The sequence below is a fragment of the Terrimonas rubra genome (assembly GCF_042686025.1).
In the GTDB taxonomy this organism is placed as follows: domain Bacteria; phylum Bacteroidota; class Bacteroidia; order Chitinophagales; family Chitinophagaceae; genus Terrimonas; species Terrimonas rubra.
Genome location: NZ_JBHUOZ010000001.1, coordinates 1209704 through 1229395 on the forward strand (window position 1 = coordinate 1209704; position 19692 = coordinate 1229395).

General features: G+C 41.7%; 17 protein-coding genes. 4 read left to right on the top strand and 13 right to left on the bottom strand.

The genetic code is table 11. The features are described 5' to 3' along the window. Window positions 1-8 precede the first annotated feature (8 nt). From ACFS6H_RS05175 to ACFS6H_RS05195, 5 genes are all read right to left on the bottom strand, one after another. A complete protein-coding gene (locus ACFS6H_RS05175) occupies window positions 9-788 on the bottom strand; it encodes an alpha/beta fold hydrolase (RefSeq protein ID WP_386095946.1) in 780 nt (259 codons plus the stop codon). Window positions 789-1284: 496 nt separating this feature from the next. Beyond that, entirely contained in the window at window positions 1285-1839 is a 555-nt protein-coding gene (locus tag ACFS6H_RS05180; RefSeq protein WP_386095948.1) for a CvpA family protein, read from the bottom strand. A gap of 64 nt (window positions 1840-1903) precedes the next feature. Further along, window positions 1904-2356 carry a GatB/YqeY domain-containing protein gene (locus ACFS6H_RS05185; protein WP_386095950.1) on the bottom strand — a complete coding sequence of 151 codons (453 nt, stop codon included), beginning with the start codon at window positions 2354-2356 and terminating at the stop codon, window positions 1904-1906. Window positions 2357-2414: 58 nt separating this feature from the next. Beyond that, a complete protein-coding gene (gene gldC / locus ACFS6H_RS05190; protein WP_386095952.1) occupies window positions 2415-2765 on the bottom strand; it encodes a gliding motility protein GldC in 351 nt (116 codons plus the stop codon). Window positions 2766-2811: 46 nt separating this feature from the next. Then, on the bottom strand, window positions 2812-3918 hold the full coding sequence (locus ACFS6H_RS05195) for a glycosyltransferase family 4 protein (RefSeq protein ID WP_386095954.1): 1107 nt from the start codon (window positions 3916-3918) through the stop codon (window positions 2812-2814). A gap of 248 nt (window positions 3919-4166) precedes the next feature. Here ACFS6H_RS05195 and ACFS6H_RS05200 point away from each other — a divergent pair, with 248 nt between their 5' ends. Then, the gene (locus ACFS6H_RS05200; protein ID WP_386095956.1) at window positions 4167-5351 is read left to right on the top strand and encodes a choice-of-anchor E domain-containing protein; all 1185 of its coding nucleotides are present in this window, start codon (window positions 4167-4169) and stop codon (window positions 5349-5351) included. Window positions 5352-5543: 192 nt separating this feature from the next. After that, window positions 5544-6242 (top strand): DUF4290 domain-containing protein, encoded by a 699-nt coding sequence (locus ACFS6H_RS05205; protein ID WP_386095958.1) that lies wholly within the window; start codon window positions 5544-5546, stop codon window positions 6240-6242. Window positions 6243-6357: 115 nt separating this feature from the next. Here ACFS6H_RS05205 and ACFS6H_RS05210 read toward each other — a convergent pair whose 3' ends face one another. The 7 genes from ACFS6H_RS05210 to dut form a co-directional block, all read right to left on the bottom strand. Further along, window positions 6358-7716, bottom strand: coding sequence for an efflux RND transporter periplasmic adaptor subunit (locus ACFS6H_RS05210; RefSeq protein WP_386095960.1), 1359 nt, complete (start codon window positions 7714-7716; stop codon window positions 6358-6360). Between the two features lie 112 nt (window positions 7717-7828). Further along, window positions 7829-9280: a TolC family protein gene (locus ACFS6H_RS05215; RefSeq protein WP_386095962.1), complete on the bottom strand. Its 1452-nt coding sequence runs from the start codon at window positions 9278-9280 to the stop codon at window positions 7829-7831. A 60-nt stretch (window positions 9281-9340) separates the two neighbouring features. Next, complete coding sequence (locus tag ACFS6H_RS05220; protein ID WP_386095964.1) at window positions 9341-10504, bottom strand: trans-sulfuration enzyme family protein; 1164 nt, start codon at window positions 10502-10504, stop codon at window positions 9341-9343. A 72-nt stretch (window positions 10505-10576) separates the two neighbouring features. Then, window positions 10577-11959, bottom strand: a complete 1383-nt coding sequence (locus ACFS6H_RS05225; RefSeq protein WP_386095966.1) for an APC family permease — start codon at window positions 11957-11959, stop codon at window positions 10577-10579. A gap of 107 nt (window positions 11960-12066) precedes the next feature. Further along, window positions 12067-13473 (bottom strand): peptidoglycan DD-metalloendopeptidase family protein, encoded by a 1407-nt coding sequence (locus tag ACFS6H_RS05230; protein WP_386095968.1) that lies wholly within the window; start codon window positions 13471-13473, stop codon window positions 12067-12069. Between the two features lie 79 nt (window positions 13474-13552). After that, window positions 13553-14380, bottom strand: a complete 828-nt coding sequence (locus tag ACFS6H_RS05235) for a DUF4292 domain-containing protein (RefSeq protein ID WP_386095970.1) — start codon at window positions 14378-14380, stop codon at window positions 13553-13555. 6 nt (window positions 14381-14386) lie between these two features. Beyond that, window positions 14387-14830, bottom strand: a complete 444-nt coding sequence (dut, locus tag ACFS6H_RS05240) for a dUTP diphosphatase (RefSeq protein WP_386095972.1) — start codon at window positions 14828-14830, stop codon at window positions 14387-14389. A gap of 287 nt (window positions 14831-15117) precedes the next feature. Between dut and ACFS6H_RS05245 the strand changes: the two genes are divergently transcribed. Next, window positions 15118-15645 (top strand): MarR family winged helix-turn-helix transcriptional regulator, encoded by a 528-nt coding sequence (locus ACFS6H_RS05245; RefSeq protein WP_386095975.1) that lies wholly within the window; start codon window positions 15118-15120, stop codon window positions 15643-15645. Between the two features lie 253 nt (window positions 15646-15898). Here ACFS6H_RS05245 and ACFS6H_RS05250 read toward each other — a convergent pair whose 3' ends face one another. Continuing rightward, a complete protein-coding gene (locus ACFS6H_RS05250) occupies window positions 15899-16414 on the bottom strand; it encodes a ferritin (protein ID WP_386095977.1) in 516 nt (171 codons plus the stop codon). A gap of 272 nt (window positions 16415-16686) precedes the next feature. On the opposite strand from ACFS6H_RS05250, the gene ACFS6H_RS05255 reads away from it, so the two are divergent. Beyond that, window positions 16687-19686 (top strand): SusC/RagA family TonB-linked outer membrane protein, encoded by a 3000-nt coding sequence (locus ACFS6H_RS05255; RefSeq protein WP_386095979.1) that lies wholly within the window; start codon window positions 16687-16689, stop codon window positions 19684-19686. The last annotated feature ends 6 nt before the right edge of the window (window positions 19687-19692 follow it).

The window sequence follows — 19692 nt, forward strand, 5'->3', positions numbered from 1 at the left end:
CAAAACGACTAGGCAACTGTTGCAGGCTCACTCAGTTTTTTTAAAAATTTATGCAGAATTGCGTTAAACTCATCCGGTACCTCCATCATGGGGGCGTGACCACATTTGTCAATAAAATGTAATTCACTGTTGGGAATCAGTTTATTAAACTCCTTTGCCACAAAGGGCGGTGTAATATTATCGTTGTTACCCCAAATGAGTAATGTGGGTAACTTTATCTGGCTTAACTCTTCGCCCAGGTTATTACGGATAGCGCTTTTAGCCAGGGCAATGATCTTAATAACCTTTAAGCGGTTATTGGTTATTTCAAATACTTCATCAACCAGCTCCTTTGTTGCCATGGCCGGGTTGTAAAAAGTATATTCTGTTTTCTTCCTGATATATTCGTAATCACCACGTTTAGGGTAGGAATCGCCCATGCCGTTCTCAAAAAGCCCTGAACTGCCGGTAAGGATGATGGATTTGATGCGGGGTGACTGGTTTTTTAAATAATAAACCAAGCCAACATGTCCGCCCAGGGAATTGCCTAACAGGTGAATATTTTCGTAATTGCGGGTTTCAATAAATTTATGAACGTATTTGGCCAGGCCGCCTACGCTGGTGCTTAACAGGTCCATTTCCAGTAAAGGCAACATGGGCACAATAACCTTGTAGTACTGTTTAAAATAGCCGATCAGTGGTTCAAAATTGCTTAACGCACCAAATAGCCCATGCAACAGCACCAGTGGTTCGCCCTCACCCTCTTCAATAAAGCTAAACTTATCCTGATGTTTAATTTCGTAAGTCATTATATATTGATAAGCAATATTATTTTTTGCTAAAATAAACGATTTCAAGCAAATATATCCTCAAAACATACATGATAGCCAAAACGGCAATCCATAAAGCAAATATATTTTTTGCTGTTAATACTGTATACAGGTTATATCTTTTGTATTAAAGATAAAAAAACTAAAGCCAACTTTACCCGTGCAGGTATAACAAAATGGCCCCGGCGTTCCCTCTACTATAATACGGCATTACAATCTGCTGGTTATAAATATATTACAATTACAGCAAATATCAATACCCAAAAAATTTTAATTGATAAGCCTGGAAAGTAATGCCCGCTAAGGTACGCTTTTTTTCTAATATTCTACTAATTTAGTAGACTAATAAAATTCATTATTTATTACAAAAATAATAATGGCGCCGGGGCATCGGGAATGGAATTTTACCGGCTTTGTAAGTAACGGGGTTGCATTGAAAATAGCTGGCAGTACGGTTATGCGTGGAATTATAAGCTTAAATTGTTGTTGGGGTTTCTTCTATATGGCCCGAAACACCATCAAAAAAATCCTGTAACTGGATAAACATATTCTTAAACCAGGGGATCAGTTTTCCGAATACATCAATGGATTTTGGGCCCAGCCAGGATACATAAGGATAAGTAACCGATTTTTCGGCAACATGCGGTTGTATCAGGTTAACCTGGGTTGCATAAAACAGCAGCACGCTGAATACGATAAGATAAATGGCTGCAAAAAACACAATTCCTCCCAAACGGTTTACCCAGCCTAATAAAGCTACTTCAAAGGCCGCTTCAATTAACCTGGCTCCCCAGCGTACCAGCAAAACCACCACAATAAATACCAGTGCAAAAGATAAAACAGGCAACCATTCCGAGGATACATTCACCGACTGGTTTAAATGGGTTGCCACTACTGCCGATAGTTTTACGGCTGCCGCTAAACCAATAATAATAGCTACAAAAGAAAAAACGCCCAGCAACAAGCCTTGTTTAAAACCTTTGAAAGCCGCCAGTACCAATAAAATAATGACAATTACATCAATAAACACAGTGGTATTTTATTTATGGCAAACGATGTATACCCTTCGCAGATTGTGCGGCCGGTATACTTTGTTATTTGCTTAACAACTCCTTTACAATGGCCGAAATGGCTTTACCATCTGCTTTTCCGGCCAGCTGTTTGGAGGCCGCTCCCATTACTTTACCCATGTCGGCAGGGCTGCTGGCACCGGTATCGGCAATAATAGAGGCGATGATGGTCTTTAATTCTTCAGCCGATAACTGGGCCGGTAAAAACTTTTCAATAACCGCAATTTCTTCCGCTTCTTTGGCGGCTAAGTCGGGCCGGTTTTGTGTGGTAAAAATATCCAGTGAATCTTTGCGTTGTTTTACCAGTTTTTGTAACAGCTTTATTTCTTCGTCCCCGGTTAAATCACCTTTACTGCCTTCCGCAGTTTTTGCCAGTAAAATAGCAGCTTTTATAGCTCTTAAGCTACGTAAGGCCACTTCATTTTTAGCCAGCATGGCTGCTTTTAATTCGGTCATTATATTTTGTTCCAGACTCATAGTTGTAAATAATTAAAGGGTAAAACATTTTATACCGGCAACAGGGTATTCATTGCTATTAACCGGCGTTATTCGTTTTTTGCTGCTTTTCCTGGAATTTTTTATAAAAATCCCTGGCAAAGGTTTTCATATCTTCTACCTGGTCACGGTAATTGGTAGCGCGGCCATAAGTATCTGCCATGGTCATCATGGTCTGGTAAAAAAAGTCAGCCATTTCATCAACCATCATTTCCTTGGTCCACAGGTCAATACGCAGCGCCGCTTTCTCAGCACCATCCCAAAAAGCAAGCATCATGGCCTTGGCTTTTTGCGCCTGTTGTATAGTGGTATCACTGGCGTTCCACATAATGGCGTCAGGTATCTTATTCTCGTCTGTTAATACATCAATGGTGATAGATGATTGCTTCATGTAAAATCTAAAGTTTTAAGCGGGCAAAGTTACGCAAATAAGCCTTTTATTCCGTAATAGTTTGCCAAAGCTGCTCAGCAGCCAGGGGATTATTATAACTGCCGGCAAATAAGCCCGCTTTTTCCGAAAGCTTCCGGCAAAGGTTTTCATCCTTATACAGTAACATCATTTGCTGGGCGATATCGTCAATATTATCGGGGTCGGCATATAAAGCCGCATCGGGTGCCAGGGTATACAAGTTGCAGCCTATACTGCTGATAACGGGCACTTTACATTGCATGGCCTGTAAGGGATGAATACTTATACCCTCATAGTGAACCGGCCCTGTAAACGCATAGGCAGCAGCAGTTAATCCTGCCAATACCGGTTCAGGTATATTGGTCAGCAGCACAACATCATCTTTATGTTTGTAGGTTTGTAACCGGCTCATAAACGCTTTGTCCTCACTATCGGCTGCAATGACAAGTTTCCAGTTACTCTGCTGTCTTTTTTTGAATTTTGAAAAAGCTTTTAACAGTCCCAGCAGGTTATTACGGGCATCTAATGATCCGCTAAAGAAAAAGTACTCGCAACCGCCGGTATAAGTTTCCTTTACCTGTTTTTTCTGATCATAAGGAAGGGGGGTGAACTGCTCACTGACAAAGGGTTTGATCACCGTTACCTTAGCCGCGCTGAGCTTATCCTGTTCCAGGAATATCTTTTTTTCGTTTTCGGAGAGCGTAATAAATTTTGCTCCTTTTTGCAGGAGGAGTGAAAGTTGTTTAACAATACGGCTGCCTGTACCCGGGTGGTGTTCCGGTGCTGCCAAAGCGTTAATATCTGTTACCAGTAAATATTGTGGAACAGGTGTATACAAACCGGCTGTTTCAGCCTGGCTAAAATATACACCGGCCTTATGTTTTTTTAATAAACGGGGTAGTGTAAACCGCTGCCACCAGAGATGGGTGATCCTGTTTTTACAAACGGGGCCGGCTATAACTGTGACAGCATTTGCGGGTAAACGAACTGGTATGGCAAGTGGCTGATCGCTGATAAATAAAAAGCGGTGTTGCGTGTTAACAGCCATTACCTGCTGCAATACCTGTAATAAAAAAGTATTTGTTGCGTTTTGCGCCGGCTTCGTCAAGAACCGGGCATTGATTGCTATAACCATGATGTTTTGCAAAAATACGCATACCTGTGCGAAGTGTTTCCGGTGATATTGTTATTGGATGGGTAAAATACTATTTCCAGGCTCTGTAAAAAACGTAAATATCCATGGCGGACATGGTAAAACTTCCCCTGTGCCATCATATTTACTACTAAATTAAAAGGGCAAAAACACCCTTGTATCCGCTTTGAAACTGGTTTACCTTTACCGCGTGTATGTATGTATTGTGAAAAATCCAAATCCAATCCCTCATGAAAAGATTTTTTAACCTATGGTTTACCTGTCTTGTTATTTGCTTGCTCGGTAATTCCACCTCAAACGCACAATGTGCCGACGGCTCCACCACCAATAACGTGGCGTATGATACAACCATTTCCTTTCCCAGTGGTGTAACCAATATGCAGGTTAAATTCCCCAAGTTTAACCCGGAAAATGGTATGTTAACCTGTATGCGTATGTGTATTACCATTGGGGGTATTATTGATACCCTGGCATTTGAAAACAGGGATATCAGTTCAGCGCAGAATTTTAATGTATCCTTTGCCCGCAACGATTTATTGATGGGTCCTGGTATTACGGGGGTATTATTGAGTAATTTTAACCGGGATTACAGTTTTAACCTGGCTCCTGATGACGGTGTTCCCAAATCGGGCCCCGACTTTGCCCAGGTAACCAAGGATACCATTTTTGGAACCCTGTCCTGTACCATGATCAGTACAGAATCGGACCTGAACCAGTTTTACAGCGGTTTACCTAATGACAGTGTTTCTTATAACTATATGATCAATGGAGGTATTACTTTTTCCAGCTCCCCGAATGTGAACATGACCATGCTTACTTCCGGGTTTGTACGTATTGCTTTTCAATATTGTACCTGTCCCAGTGCCTCCTTGCCTTTCAACGCTAAATACTTTAATGCTAAAAAAACTGCTGCGGCCAAGGCACAGTTAAGCTGGACAGGGTTTGACGATAACAGTGATTATTATTATGAAGCCGAGGTAAGTACCAATGGAAGAGATTTTACCACGCTGGAAAAAGTACCCAAAAACCAGAGTAACGCCAATTACCAGGTACCCTTTACCGCAGCACAGGGGGGAACATATTATTTCAGGCTTAAACAGGTTTATGCGAACGGGTATGTAAGATTCAGCCAGATAAGGCAGGTTGACCTGGAAAAATCAACATTTACAAAATTTTCTTTCCTTCCCAATCCTTCCTCTGGCAATATTGGTATCAAATTTGCTACAATAATGACAGCTCCTCTACAAATTATAGTTTATAATGTACAGGGGCAGACACTAATAAATAAGAAACTGAAAGTTAACGATTTATCGTACTTACAGGTGGGAAGTTTGAGTCAGCCGGGTGTGTATTGGGTTAAAGTGATTGATGAGCAGACTGGTGAATTTGGTGTCCAGCAACTTATAATTAAATGACCTCTTAGGTGGAAGAGGATGGTGGCTTGTAAAAGGGGCCTTGGTTCGGGGCCCCTTTCTTTTTTTTACTACTGTAGCCGGATAATTAGTTTTTCCCTTAATTTTATGGTTTAAAAGCAACAATAAAATGCAGCCTCTGCATTCATTACCAATACTTGCTTTCATTTAAATTTTACTTATTTACACAATAGCATGGAGTATAATACTACAAGGAATCACCTTATTATGCGTGAGTATGGCCGTCATGTGCAAAAGATGATAGAACATATCCTGAAAATTGAAGACCCGGAGCGCCGTCAAAGAAATGCGCAGGCCGTTATTGAACTGATGGGTTTTTTAAACCCCCATTTGAAGAATGTAGAAGATTTCAGGCACAAATTGTGGGACCACCTTTTCCTTATCAGTGATTTTGAGCTGGAAGTTAAATCGCCTTATCCCATTCCCACCCGCGAAACATTAAAAGCAAAGCCCAATCCTTTACCTTATCCTAAACGCCATCCGCGTTACTCGCACCTGGGTAAAAATGTAGAGGATATCATTAATAAAGGATTACAAACGGACGATCCGGAGAAAAAATTAGGCTTTGCCAATGCCGTAGCTTATTATATGAAGCTGGCTTACAATAACTGGCATAAGGAAATTGTTCACGATGATGCTATTCAGAGTGAGTTAAGCAATATTACCAATGGCCAGCTTACCTTCACCAATACACCATATGTAAAATCGTTCCGTCAGCAGGAGAACCGTGACAGGAATAGTGGCGGTGGTTACGGCAAACAACGGGGTAAGTTCCAGCAAAGGAGCAATAGTAACAACAACAATAATAATCGCCGCAACGATAACCGTAACGGCGGCAGCGGCGGATCAAATTTTAAGAAGAAGAGATATTAATCAGACCGGTTCCGCTTGTCTGATAAAACGAAAAGCGTTGAGATCAATAATCTCAACGCTTTTTTCTTATAACAGGAACGTATGTGCTTAAGTCTGTAATAATTATTACCAGGGCTTATTTTTTAAATAACTCTTCCTTGGTCACTACTTTTACTTTTGTTCCGTCTTTCAATGTCTGGCTGATAGCCGAATAAGGTCCGCTTACCACTTTTTCATTGCCGGTAAGCCCGCTCACAATTTCAATATTGTTCATATCCTGTATCCCGGATTTTACCAGAACCTTTTTCACCGTATTATCCGGTTGCAATACATACACTACCTCTTCCATTTCGGCACCGGTATTGGTATCCTGGTCTTCATCGGCGCCGGTACTGGAGGCTTTTTCTTTTTTAGAGTCGGCGAGGCTTTTATCGCTGCCTTTTAACCGGGCATTAACAGCGGCAATAGGCACTGATAAAACATTGTCCTTGCGTTTTGTTTTTATATCGGCGCTGGCATTCATCCCGGGTCTGAAAGGGAACTTCCTGGGTTTGGAAGGATCTATCAGGTCGCTGTAGGAAGCTTTATCCAGCCTTATTCTTACTTCATAGTTGGTAACATCGGTAGTGGTAGCGGTTAAGGAACTGTTTTTCGTGCTGCTGGCGATCTGGGTAACCACTCCTTTAAACTTGCGGTTGTTATAAGCATCCACTTCCACATCGGCACTATCTCCCAGGTTTACTTTTACAATATCATTTTCACCCACATCCACCCTTACTTCAATAATATTCATATCGGCCACCCGCATCATTTCTGTACCCACATTAAAGCTGTTACCGGCTACACTTTCACCTTCTTTAATACTCAGTGACGAGACCACACCGTCCATAGGTGCAACAATGGTGGTACGACTCAGGTCCTTATTGGCCCTGGATAAGCCACTTTGCGACACCTGTGTGCCGGCCTCCAGGCTGCGGATATTTTGTTTGGCCGCATTGTAATTGGCCTGCGCCGATTGATAGGTAGTTTCAATTTGCTCCAGTTCGGCTTTTGAAATTACCTTTTGATCGTATAAGGTTTTATTACGTTTATAATTATCCTCGGCATTTTTAAGGGTGGCCTGTAAAGCCAGTAAGGCTGCTTCACTGTTGGCAACAGTGGCCCTCGATTGTGCTACAGTGGCTGCCGCCTGGTCTTTTTGCAAAGCGTAAATATCGGCATAGATACGTGCCAGTACCTGTCCTTTTTTTACACTGTCGCCTTCCTGTACCATCAGGTTGGTTACCTGTCCTGAAATATCAGGACTGATCTTAACTTCCACTTCAGGGTAAACATTACCACTGGCCGTAACTGTTTCAATGATGGTGCGTTTAGTTACCGATTCGGTGGTTACTTTTTCACCGGTATTTTTGCCTTTGTTATAAGCATTATACGCAAAGCCAGCAATTACAATTACTGCTATAATAATCAATAACCACTTAACAGATTTTTTCATGCCTTCTATTTTTGTACTCCGTTAGTTTGTCCAGGAGCGTTACTGCAGTTGAAAGGAGCGTCGCAAGGGACGATCGATCAGGGTACCACAGCCGGTGAACAAAATAATTGGTTTATAATTTTAAGCCCTGTCCTTTATAGAACTCTAATAATTTTATTTTAAAAACGTAATCGTACTGTGCATACAGCAAATTGTATTTTGCGGTAGCCAGTGCATTTTGTGTGTTCAACAGATCATAGGTAGATAATAATCCCATATCGTATCTTTTCTTCGCAAAATCGTAGGCTTTTTCTGAAGCGGCTACACTTTTTTGATTGGCATTGTATTTTTCCAATGCGGCAACCGCATCATTATGTGCTGTATAAATATCCTGCTTGATGGTTTGTGCGTCCTGTTCCATTTGCAGCTCTACCTGTTTAACATTGAGCTTACTGCGCTGCCAGTTATTACGTAGTGTACCATTGTTGAAAATAGGTACGCTCAGGCTTAAGCCTACCGATTGTTGAAAGTTCTGGTTGATCTGGCTGAAGTAGGGTTGTTTGGCATAGTTAAAGCTGGTATTAAATAAGGGGGCATTGGGTGCAACACTGTATTCAGTACCGTTTACCGTTACTTTACCAATGCTGGTTACCGGCGTTTGTGTGGTGGACAAAAGTTCCTGCCCCGTATTAATAAACCGGCTGCCTAAGCTGCCAAACATGGAAAGGGTAGGGTACATGGCTCCTTTAGCCGCCAGTACATTTTTTTGTGCAGCCTGGAGGTTTAATTTGTTTACTTTCTGCTGCGGTAAGTGTATTAAAGCCGAGGAAAAAACATTCTCCGGCTGTAAATCGGCCAGGCTCTCTACCGGTATGGTCTCTACAGGAGGAGCCAGTACATCAAACGCAGCTGCCGCATCTAAGTTCAGCAGGGCTTTCATCTGCAGGATGGTTTGTGTAACACTGGCCCTGGCGGTAATTACTGCCGAGCTATCAGTAGCCAGTTGCGCTTCAAGCTGTGTAGCATTTAATTCCGGCAGTTTACCGGCATCAACCTGCAGGCGGGTGTTCTCCAGCTGTTGTGTCGTTTGCGCTAACTGTACCCGGGCTATATTTACCTGCTCCATCGATAATAATATTTGCAGGTAAGCAGTGGCCACATTTAAGGCAACATCATTTTGGGCCTTTTCAATTCCGGCAATAGTGGCCTGTAAACTCAGGTCGCGGGCTTTTACCGTATTTCTTTTGGAGAACCAGTTAAACAGGTCAACGCCTGCCTGTAAACTGTATCCATGTGATAAAAAGGTTTCTGTAACCAGGTCAAAGTTGGCCGGGTTCTGGTTACGGCCTGAGTTAACACCCAGGTTGGTGCTAAAACCAATATTGGGATAAATATTTAAACGGGCCTGTTTATAATCCAATGCGGCAAACCTTGCCTGCAGATCAGCCTGTTTTACTGAAATATTGTTCTGCAGTGCGTAGTTCACACATTTTTGTAAATCCCATTTTTCCTGGGCCTGTACCTGGCCCGGAATTGAAAAAAGGGAAGCCGCTATGATGGCGATACCCGGCAATAACTTTCTCATAGACCAAAAATAGTATAAACCGTATGGATTTAAAATTTGATACGGATAAACGGTAAAAACTTATGTTAATTGTCGCAGGGCCTGTTCCAGGTCCCTTATCAGGTAATCGGGTTCTTCCAGTCCAAAGTATAAACGTACACTGCGGTGCCATTTATCTTCCGGGTTAAACTGCTCAGCCGGTATGCCGGCACATTTGGGTAAAACCAGGCTTTCGTGACCGCCCCAGCTAACGGCAATTAAAAAATGTTGCAGTCGTTCGCAAAACTGTACAATCTGCTCCCGTTGCCTGGTTTGTAAAATAATGGTTACCAGTCCTCCTACGGGTTTCATCTGGCTGGCGGCCAGTTCATACTGGTCAAAACTTTCATCAAAGGGGTATACAATACTTTCTATCTGTGGCTGTTGTTTTAAAAAAGCTGCTATGGTGCGGGTCGTCCGGGTTATTCTTTCCAGCCGTACCGGCATGGTACGCAGGCTGCGTAACATGAGCCAGGCATTAAAGGGTTGCATACCGCTGCCAATGGCCAGGTAGTCCATATCAAATATCTTTTTGATCATGGCCTTGCTGCCGCTTAACACGCCACCCAGGGTATCACTGTGGCCCCCGATATATTTGGTGGCTGTTTGCATGGCCAGGTCAATTCCCATACTGATCACGGGCTGGTATAAGGGAGTGGCATAACTGTTATCGATCATGGTAACGATGCCTTTTTGTTTGGCATAAGCGGTAATAGCCTGTATAGGTTGTATGGCAAAGGTCCAGCTGTTGGGCGACTCCAGGTAATAGAAAGTTGTATTGGGTTGTGTGGTAGCCATCCACTCTTCAATAGTACCACCATCCACATAACTGGTATGTACGCCATAACGTGGCAGGATGGTGTCAAATAATTTTTTGGTCCAGCTATACGGGTCACGTACACTCACAATATGGTCACCCGCTTTTACATTGGCCATTACACCGGCATAGGTAGCTGCCGCTCCGTTATTAAAAACCAGCGACTCTTCGGCTCCGTCCAGGGCGGCCAGTTTTTTTCTCAATATATCAACCGTGGGGTTTAATCCGCGACTATATATATACCCCGACATTTCATCTGCAAATACATTACTGATATCGGCAATGGTGTCAAACGCAAAATTGCTGGCCTGGGCTATGGGAGGCGATACGGCCCGGTGATATTGTTCCCTGTCTTCGCCTAATTCATTAATGATATATGAGAGATCCATGGTGCAATTTGATAATTAGGTAATTTGAAAATTTGGTAATGACTGATATCGGCACTATACTGCGATACTATATTACAAAGTATTAATAACGCCTTTTTTGTGATATACTAAAAAGTAAATAATAGCCAAAGCCCCTAATAAGCAAAGACCAATGATGGCGGCTGTTGGTTTATCAATAATTACCGCCGTGGCAATACCAGCATAAGCCAGTACAAATATAGCGGCTAGCAAGGGGGTAATGGTTTTGATGAATCCTTTGTTGATGGCCGCTTCATTTTGTTTTTTCCGTCGTAAATAAAATAAGGTGGCGGCCGAAGCACCCATACCAAAACTATCTAAAAACATGGTGAAGCCTAAAATATTATCTACCTGTTTGCCAAAAAAAGTAATGATGATGGTCATGATGGAAAAGGCTGCCAGGCCGTTGATCATTGCCTGGGTTTTGGGATGCTGGTAGGCAAACATTTTCGGAAAAACCTTATCCAGGCTCATGGCCCGCATAACCCTGGGGTTACTTAACAGCACCACATTTACATAGGCCAGTACGGATAAGAACATGAGTGCATCAAAGATCTTGGCGCCGGTAGTGCCGAACCAGGCTTCTAACAATAAGGCCCCTATTGCGGAAGTGCCTTTCATCTCCTCAAAGCCGATCACTTCTGTATAGGCATAATTGATAGCCATGTATAAAGCCACTACGATGATCATACCACTTACAATACCTTTTGAAAGGATATTGGTGCGTTTTACCTCCGTACCAAAATTGATGGTTTGCTGGTAACCGCCATAGGAAAAGAAAACGGGTATACAGGCAATTAAAAATAACTTAAACCAGTGGTTGTCTTTAAAATCATACACCTGGATATTGCTGTCGTGCCCGTGAGGTTCCACCGTAACACCTTTAATGATACTGGCGATCATGATCAGCATCAGGCCGATCTTCAGGATCATCAATACATTCTGTGTACGGCTGCTGGTACGTAAGCCCAGCAGGTTAACCACAAAGAAAATACCTACACAAAAAACGGCGACGAGTGTATTGAACAAAGTACCGGAAGGCCTGCCATATAAAAGGTCACTGATATAATCGGCGCCAATCAGGGCTACCACCGCCAGCGATGCCGCATTACTGATCAGTATTAAAGCGTTAATGGTAAACCCGACGGAAGGGTGATAACAAAAGGAAAAAATTTTATAGTAACCGCCCATGGCCGGTAAACGCAAACCGATCTCGGCATAAGTAAGTGCACCGCATAAAGCTACAAAGCCACCCACCAGCCACACTGAGAAGAATAAAGCCGGGGAGCCTGAAGCTGCCGCTACCCGGGCCGGCGTACCGAATATGCCCATGCCTACGACAAAGCTGATAACGAGTATGGTAACATCAAATTGGTTCAGTTTATTACCAGGTGCAATAGCAGGTAAAACCGGTGCAGTTGTTTTGTTGACGCTCATGCGTTGAAGATAGCAGAATAATGGCAATAATTCTATACCAGGTATTACAAAATAAAAGAGGCGTTATAATTTTATAACGCCTCTTTTAAAAAAATCATCAAGTCCTGTTACCTGCTTAACCAGGTTCTTGGATTTACATTTTTATTATCGATCATAAATATAAAATCAAGCTTACCGCCTCCTTCATCATCAGCGGCAACGCGACCCAGTACCTGCCCCCTGTTAATTTTAGCGCCACGGCCAACAGTTACTCCTGATAGATTAGAATATGTACTAAAATATTTACCGTGTCTTAAAATAACAGTGGTACTATTATCAACGGTAAACATACCAGCTACCTCACCTTCAAATACGGCTTTTACCGGTGCTCCCAGTGGTGCAGCAATGGTAATACCCGGATTATCTCCAACAGTCCCCCCTGCAATACCTTCAATCTTATACGATCCAAACTCAATGGTCACTACACCGTTATCAACCGGCCAGGGAAGTCTGCCTTTATTTAAGTTGATATCTTTATTCAAGTTAACGTCAGCCGCATTAAAGTCTAAGTAGTTGGTTACCTTCTTAGGCTCAGCTTCTACTTTTGGCTTTGCTACCGCCACATTCTGTTCGGTTTTTGTTTCAGCCGGTTTGGTAGGCGTTACGGTTGTGGGGTTAGTCTTAGGTGCATTTTCTTTTGCTTTTGCATCAGCCAGTTTTTTTTCTGCTTCCAATGCTTTACGCCTGTCTTCTTCAATAGCTTTTTGACGGGCAATTTCATCAGCCGCTTTTTTACGGGCTATCTCAATCTCACGGCGTACAATGGCATCGATATTTGATTTCAGCTGTTTATCTCTTTTTTGTTTAGCGGCAATTTGTTTTTTCAAATCATTCTCCTGGCCTCTTAATTTTTGTACTACTGCATTCTGTTCATTCTTCTGATCGGCTAATACATTGCGTTCACTGTTCTGGGTTTCCAGTACATTCTTCTTCTGGTCTTTCCTGCTGATCTGTTGCTGTTGTCTTTTGGTAATAAGGGCCTGGTGCTCTAATATATTGCTGGCCTGTTTTTCACGGTAATCCTTATAGCTTTTTAAATAGGTAATACGTTTAACGGCATCATTAAAATTTTCGGCAGAAAAAATAAAATTCAGGTAATCATAATTACTCCGGTTCTTATAAGCGTATACTACCGATTTGGCATATTGGTCCTTTAAAGTGTCCAGTTGTTTTTGTAAACGGTATATCTCCAGGTTGCTCAGGTAAATATCATCATCAATGGTTTTTAGCTCTTTGCTAAGGCTGGTGATATATTTTTCCTGCAGCGATATTTTACGTTGCAATAAATTCAGCTGCTTTAAATTTTGTGTGGTCTGACCTTTTACGGTATTATAGGCATTCTGAATTTCTTTCAGCTCTTTTTGTAAGGCCTGGCGTTCTTTCTCCAGCTCCGATTTATCCGTAAGGGGTTGTGCCTGCAACGCGGTTAAAGTGCCAAACAATAAAGCCAGTAATAAAAAGTATGTTTTTCTCATATTTTCTATTTGCAAATCAATAAATGGGTAGTACAAATGAATATGTACAACGCCCTTTTTTTAAAAAAATTATCAAAGCCTAGTTTCTCTTATAGTTTTTGGGTACGGAAAAAGGAAAACTTAACGTTTCATTAAAACTATAGTTTTTAAAATCAAGTTTAATGTCCAGCTTGGTTTTGTCCGAAATAGCGATCCTCCGCTTGGTGGAGAAGTTAACGCCTTTTTTATTTTCGTAATTATCGTAACTCAGGTCACTGGTGCGGTTGCGCCTGGCATCCAGGTCATCCAGTTTGCTAAAAATTAAAACATTCTCGTTATCTGTAAGGGTTAACAGGTGTTTAAACAATTCTCCACGGCTAAGCAATAACAACCTGTTATTGTCTTTGGTATAAGAGAGGGCCGTGGTATCTACAAACACGGGGTTGCCTAATAACAGGTCCTGTAAGGCCGGCAGGTCAAGCGGCAGGCCGCTCACTTCCTGCAGGTAGGCAACACTGCGGGCAGTATACTTTTTATCCAGTTTATTTAAAATTTTAACGGAGTCACGGGTAACAATGGCCCTCACGCCTTCAATATTTAAAAGCCCGGTGATGGATACCCAGATAATACTGTCCTTATACATCTGCAATTTTGCATTCACATTCTCTTTTTTGCCATCACTGCCTACATAATCCACATCCAGTTTGGCGGAGAAGGTAGTGAAATCAATATACTGGGCATTGAGCTTACCCAGCACTTCTTTAATTACGGCTGCAGAATCCTCCTTAACGGCCGGGGCCAGTGTATCTTTTGGCATGGGGGTGGTCAGTGTGGAATCAGACTTTGATATAGCCGTTTGTATTTTTCTTGTACCCCTGCAGGAAGAAAATAATATGCCTATCGATGCTATCAGTATAATAAAACGCATAAATAATTATTGTTTGCCGGTATGTCCAAATCCGCCACTGCTCCTCGTGGTCTCTTCCAGTTGGTGAGTGGGTTGCCATTGTATCTGTTCTACCTGTTGTAAAACAAGCTGGGCAATGCGGTCGCCATGTTGTATGACCTGTACTTCGCCGGAAAGATTAATCAGTATCACTTTAATTTCACCTCTGTAATCGGCATCAATGGTACCCGGTGTATTTAAACAGGTTAATCCCTGTTTAATGGCCAATCCGCTGCGGGGGCGAACCTGTATTTCGTAGCCCAGGGGTATTTCGGTAAAAATGCCCGTTGGTACCAGGGTTCGTTCCATGGGTTGTAAACTAATAGGGGCTTCCAGATTAGCCCGCACATCCATACCAGATGAGCCCTCTGTTGCATATTCCGGTAGTGGATTACTGGATTGATTGATAATTTTTATTGTTACCTGTGCCATAGTGGCAAAGATAATGGGTTGATACCGCTTTACATCGGTATAATAATCATACAATTATAATACCTTATTTTTTTATGGTACAGGCTGCAGTTCCCTGATTATCGTTCCTTGCGACGCTCCTTTCAACTGCAGCAATACTATTGATTATTAACTTTTTACATGTATAATCTGAAGGCTGTTTATATGCGTTCCTACCCTGTGGCCGTTAAAATGTTAAAACAGGGCTCACGGGGGCTATAATTTGGTCAACCAAATTGACTATATATTTTTTTTACTAACTTCGCATTATGCACAAAACAGCATTAGATGAACAATTGATGGCTACCCAGCAGCTAAAAGAGCGGGGTTGGGCCAAGATCATATCCACATTAAAACGTCAGTTTGATGTCTGGGCTACTGAAAACCTTATCTGTAAAGGGCATGAGGAAATGAAATTATGGTACCTGCCGCTGATCATGAATATTGGTCCGGACGGCATTACCAACAATGAATTGGCCAAAAAGTCGCATATGACCAAGCAGGCCATGAGCAAAATTGTAAAGGAGCTCCTGCAGCTGGGTTATATTGAAACCTGTACCTGTGATGATGATAAAAGATGCAGCAATATCTTTCTTACAGAAAAGGGTAAAATGTTCGCCTTGTCCTGTCGTCAAAGTGTATTAAATATTGAAACAATATATAAGAACCTCTTAGGTAAAGAAAAATTTGAAAATGTAAAGGAAGTATTGCTGGAGATCATCGCTTTTAATGCGGAAGGGCTATGCTGCAAAAAAAACCAGGATGTAATGCCCTTGTGTAAGGGTGAGGGTCATTGATCCGGCAACAGTAATAAATAATGAATGGAACCAAGGTCAGCAATAAAGCTGGCCTTTTCTTTTTAAATTTAATAAGTATATATCAGGTTAAGTTCAATTCAGGTAAAGCTTTGCATAAACTATAGTTATTATTTTTAATAATGAAATAGTATAGTGGCCTGTCTTAATAATGATCGTCAGGATCATGCCTGGCTTCATTAAAAAAGCCGTTTGTTATTACAACAAACGGCTTTTACATTCATATGGTAAATAATTATCTTTTCTTGCTGGTATCCCCGCCGCGGAAATTTAAAATATCGCGGTCAAACAGGTATAAACCGCTTTTATCGTCACCGATAAGTTCCAGTTTATCATTCAGGGTACGGGCGGTTCTTTCCTCTTCAATCTGTTCATTTACATACCATTGTAAAAAATTATGGGTGGCATAATCTTTTTCGGTCAATGAAAGATGTACCAGGTCGTTAATGCTGTCGCTCACCTGTAACTCATGTTTTAAAAACTCCTCAAACAGTTTTTTTAGCGAGGGAAAAGTAACCATGGGCTGTGGCAAGGGCGGCACCGCTGCAAAACCGCCGCGTTCGTTGATAAAGCGGATCAGCTTTAACATATGCATCCTCTCTTCGTCAGATTGCTGGTAGAAAAATTCGGTAACACCTTCCAAACCGGGTTGAATTTCGGCCCATGAAGCCATGGCCAGGTAAGCCTGAGATGACTCGGCTTCCATCAAAACCTGTTTGTTCAGTGCTTCTTGTATCGCTTGTGAAATCATAGTGTAAAATTTTGACCGAAGTTATGACAATTGGATGATTTAATATTTTGAGTGGGGCGGGATATAATCAGGAGAATAAATATTTTTTTAATATGATGCAGCAAATACTTTTCTTGATTGTCTACTTGTAGGAAATCTCGCATTTTTGAAAATTATTAACACATTTTGCTTAATTGTGGTAATCATTTCTTAAAATTGCAAACTCTATACGAACGTATAGGCTCTTGAATTCAAACTAAATTTTAAAAACGCACATGAGAAAAATGTTAGTCATGCTAACACTCCTCCTCTTTACATCAGGAGTGTTATTAGCCCAAAAAACAGTTTCGGGAAAAGTGACAGATGAAAAAGGCGATCCCATTGCCAATGCGTCTGTTGTAGTGAAAGGTAGTACAGTAGGTACTACAACTAATGATGCCGGTAACTTTACACTAAGTTTACCAGCAAACGCCAAAACACTGATTATTTCTGCTATAGGCTCGGTTGCGAAAGAAGTAGCAATTGGTACTACAACCACCTTTAGCGTTTCTTTGACTTCTTCTGCAAGTGAAGAAGAAGAGGTGATCATTACCGGTTACGGAACTAAAAAGAGATTAGAGTTTGTAGGAGCTTCTTCAAAAGTTACTGCAAAAACTATCGAGCAGGTTCCGTTTGGTTCTTTTGAAAACATTTTACAAGGTCAGGCTCCCGGTTTATACGTTGCCTCAGGCTCTGGACAACCAGGTGCTTCTGCAAGGGTAAATATCCGTGGTGTAGGATCTTTTTCCGGTAACCTGTCTCCATTATATATTTTAGATGGAGTGCCCATTGAGGAAGGTGTTTTCAGATCTTTAAACCCCAACGATTTTGAATCAGTTGATATCTTAAAAGATGCAGCTGGTGCAGGTATCTATGGTTCAAGAGGTGCAAATGGTGTTATTGTTATTAAAACAAAAATGGGACAAGCCGGCAGGCCCCGGTTGTCATACCGTGGTATGGCTGGTTATTCTGAGGCTCCAACCCAAAAAAATCTGCAGATGATGAACACTGCTGAGCGTTTGGCTTATGAAGGAGAAATTTTAGGCCCGGGTCTGGCTCCAAACCCTTCAGCCTTAACCGGCTTACCAGGCTGGGATTATAACCCCAATAACCCAAGGTATCAGGCTCAGTCTGCAGCAACTAAAGCTATTTATGATCATTTATTAGACTCTATCAGCAACATTAATACTGATTGGGCTGATTTAATGTTCAGAAAAGCTAAATTCTCCCAGCATGAGGTAAACGTATCTGGTGGTGCAAATGGTGTGAACTATTTTAGTTCATTGTCTTATTACAAACAACAAGGTATTTTATTCAGATCCGGTTTAGAAAGATATACTTACAGGGGTAACCTGGATATTAAACGTGATCGTTTAACGGTTAATATCCGTTCTTCTGCTGGTTTCAGCCAGTTAGATAATACTGAATCTGAAGCGGGTGTAGCGTTAGCTAATCCAATTGCTGCCGCTTATCTTGAATTACCATATGTTAGAGCATTTAACAATGATGGTACTACTGCCGTTGGTGCCGGTAAAACTGCCGCTAATGCTTACGACAGGTTAAGGACAACCACTTCAAGGTCTAACCAGTTCAAAGGAACTTTTGCTATTACGGCTCAGTTTGATATCTGGAATGGCATTGCTTTCAGAACAACCAATGGTGTTGACTGGAGAAATACTAACTCAAGCAGGTTTATTAATCCTAACAGCTTTGCCGGTAGAAGTATCAGCTTAGGTGCACAGGGTTCTTATTCAGAAGGCAACTCTGAAAACCTGAATTTAATTTCTACTACAGGTTTTGTATACCGTGGTAAATTCGATAAACATGAAGTAAGTGCTTCTGCCATGATGGAAGCGATCAGGAACAGGAGCAGGAGCAACAGCTTTGTTGGATACATTATCAACCCACGTATCTTAAACTCTCCTGCCGGTATTACTAACGGTAATACTACTGCTATGCCTTCTACTTCTGGTGGTAAAAGCTTAAATGGCTTATATTCTACTTTTGGTACAGTTGATTATACTTATGATAATCGTTACTCTTTCTTCGGTATTGTTAGGAGAGATGCTCCTTCTCAGGTGCCTAAGAAAAACAGGAACAACGTATTCCTGTCTGGAGGTGTAAGCTGGAACCTTAGCGGTGAAAACTTCATGAAAAACCAAAACATCTTCCAGGATGCAAGGGTTAGGTTTAGCTATGGTGAAACTGGTAACGTTAATGGTCTGACCTCTAACTTTGGATATATCTCTACTTATGGCGCCGGTAACTATGCTGATCAGCCTGGTATCGTTCCTTCTTCTCCGGGTAATGCCGATTACAAATTAGAGTCTCAGGTGGTAACAAACTTAGGATTAGAGTTTGCAGTATGGAAAAGAAGAATCCGTTCAACTGTTGAGTTGTATGACAAACAATCAAGAAACCTTTTCTTAGCACAACAGATTTCCAGGACTACTGGTTTCACATCTCTGTCAACTAATATTGGTAGAATGTCTAATAAAGGTATTGAGTATGATGTAAAAGTTGATGTGGTTAAACAAAACGACTTTGTAATTACCCTTGGTACTAATGGTGCGTTCCTGAGAAACAGGATCGAGGATATGGGTCAGATCACTGAATTAGCTGCCGGTACAGGTATCAGCAGGGTTGGTTTACCTTTTGGTACGCACTATGCGGTTGGCTTCCTGGGTGTTGATCCTCAAACAGGTAATCCTATTTATGCGGATGCTGAAGGAAAACCAACAAGCGTTTACTCAGCTTCTAACTCTTTAGCTACATTCGGTACTTACCTGCCTAAATTCACCGGCGGTGCTACTTTAGAAGCTTCCTGGAAAGGGTTCTCAGTTTCTGCTCTTTTTGTATCTATCCAGGGTGTAAAAAGGTTTAACAACGAATCTTTCTTCTACGAAACAACCAACAGCAATACTGCTTATAACAAACGTGTGGAAATGTTAACGCAAACCTGGAGAACTCCTGGTCAGATCACTAACTACCAAAGAATCGGAACTGCCAGAGAATTCAGCAGTAAAGATATCCAGGACGCATCGTTTGTGAGATTTAGAAATTTAACAGTTGCCTATACTTTCGCTCCAAAATCGGATAAATACTTCTCCAGTGTGAGAGTTTGGGGTCAGGCTCAGAACCTGTACACCTGGACCAAATGGAATGGTTTTGATCCGGAAGAAAGTAACAATATCGCAACATACGAATTCCCCAATCCAAGAACATTCACTATTGGGTTAGATGTTAATTTTTAATAATTA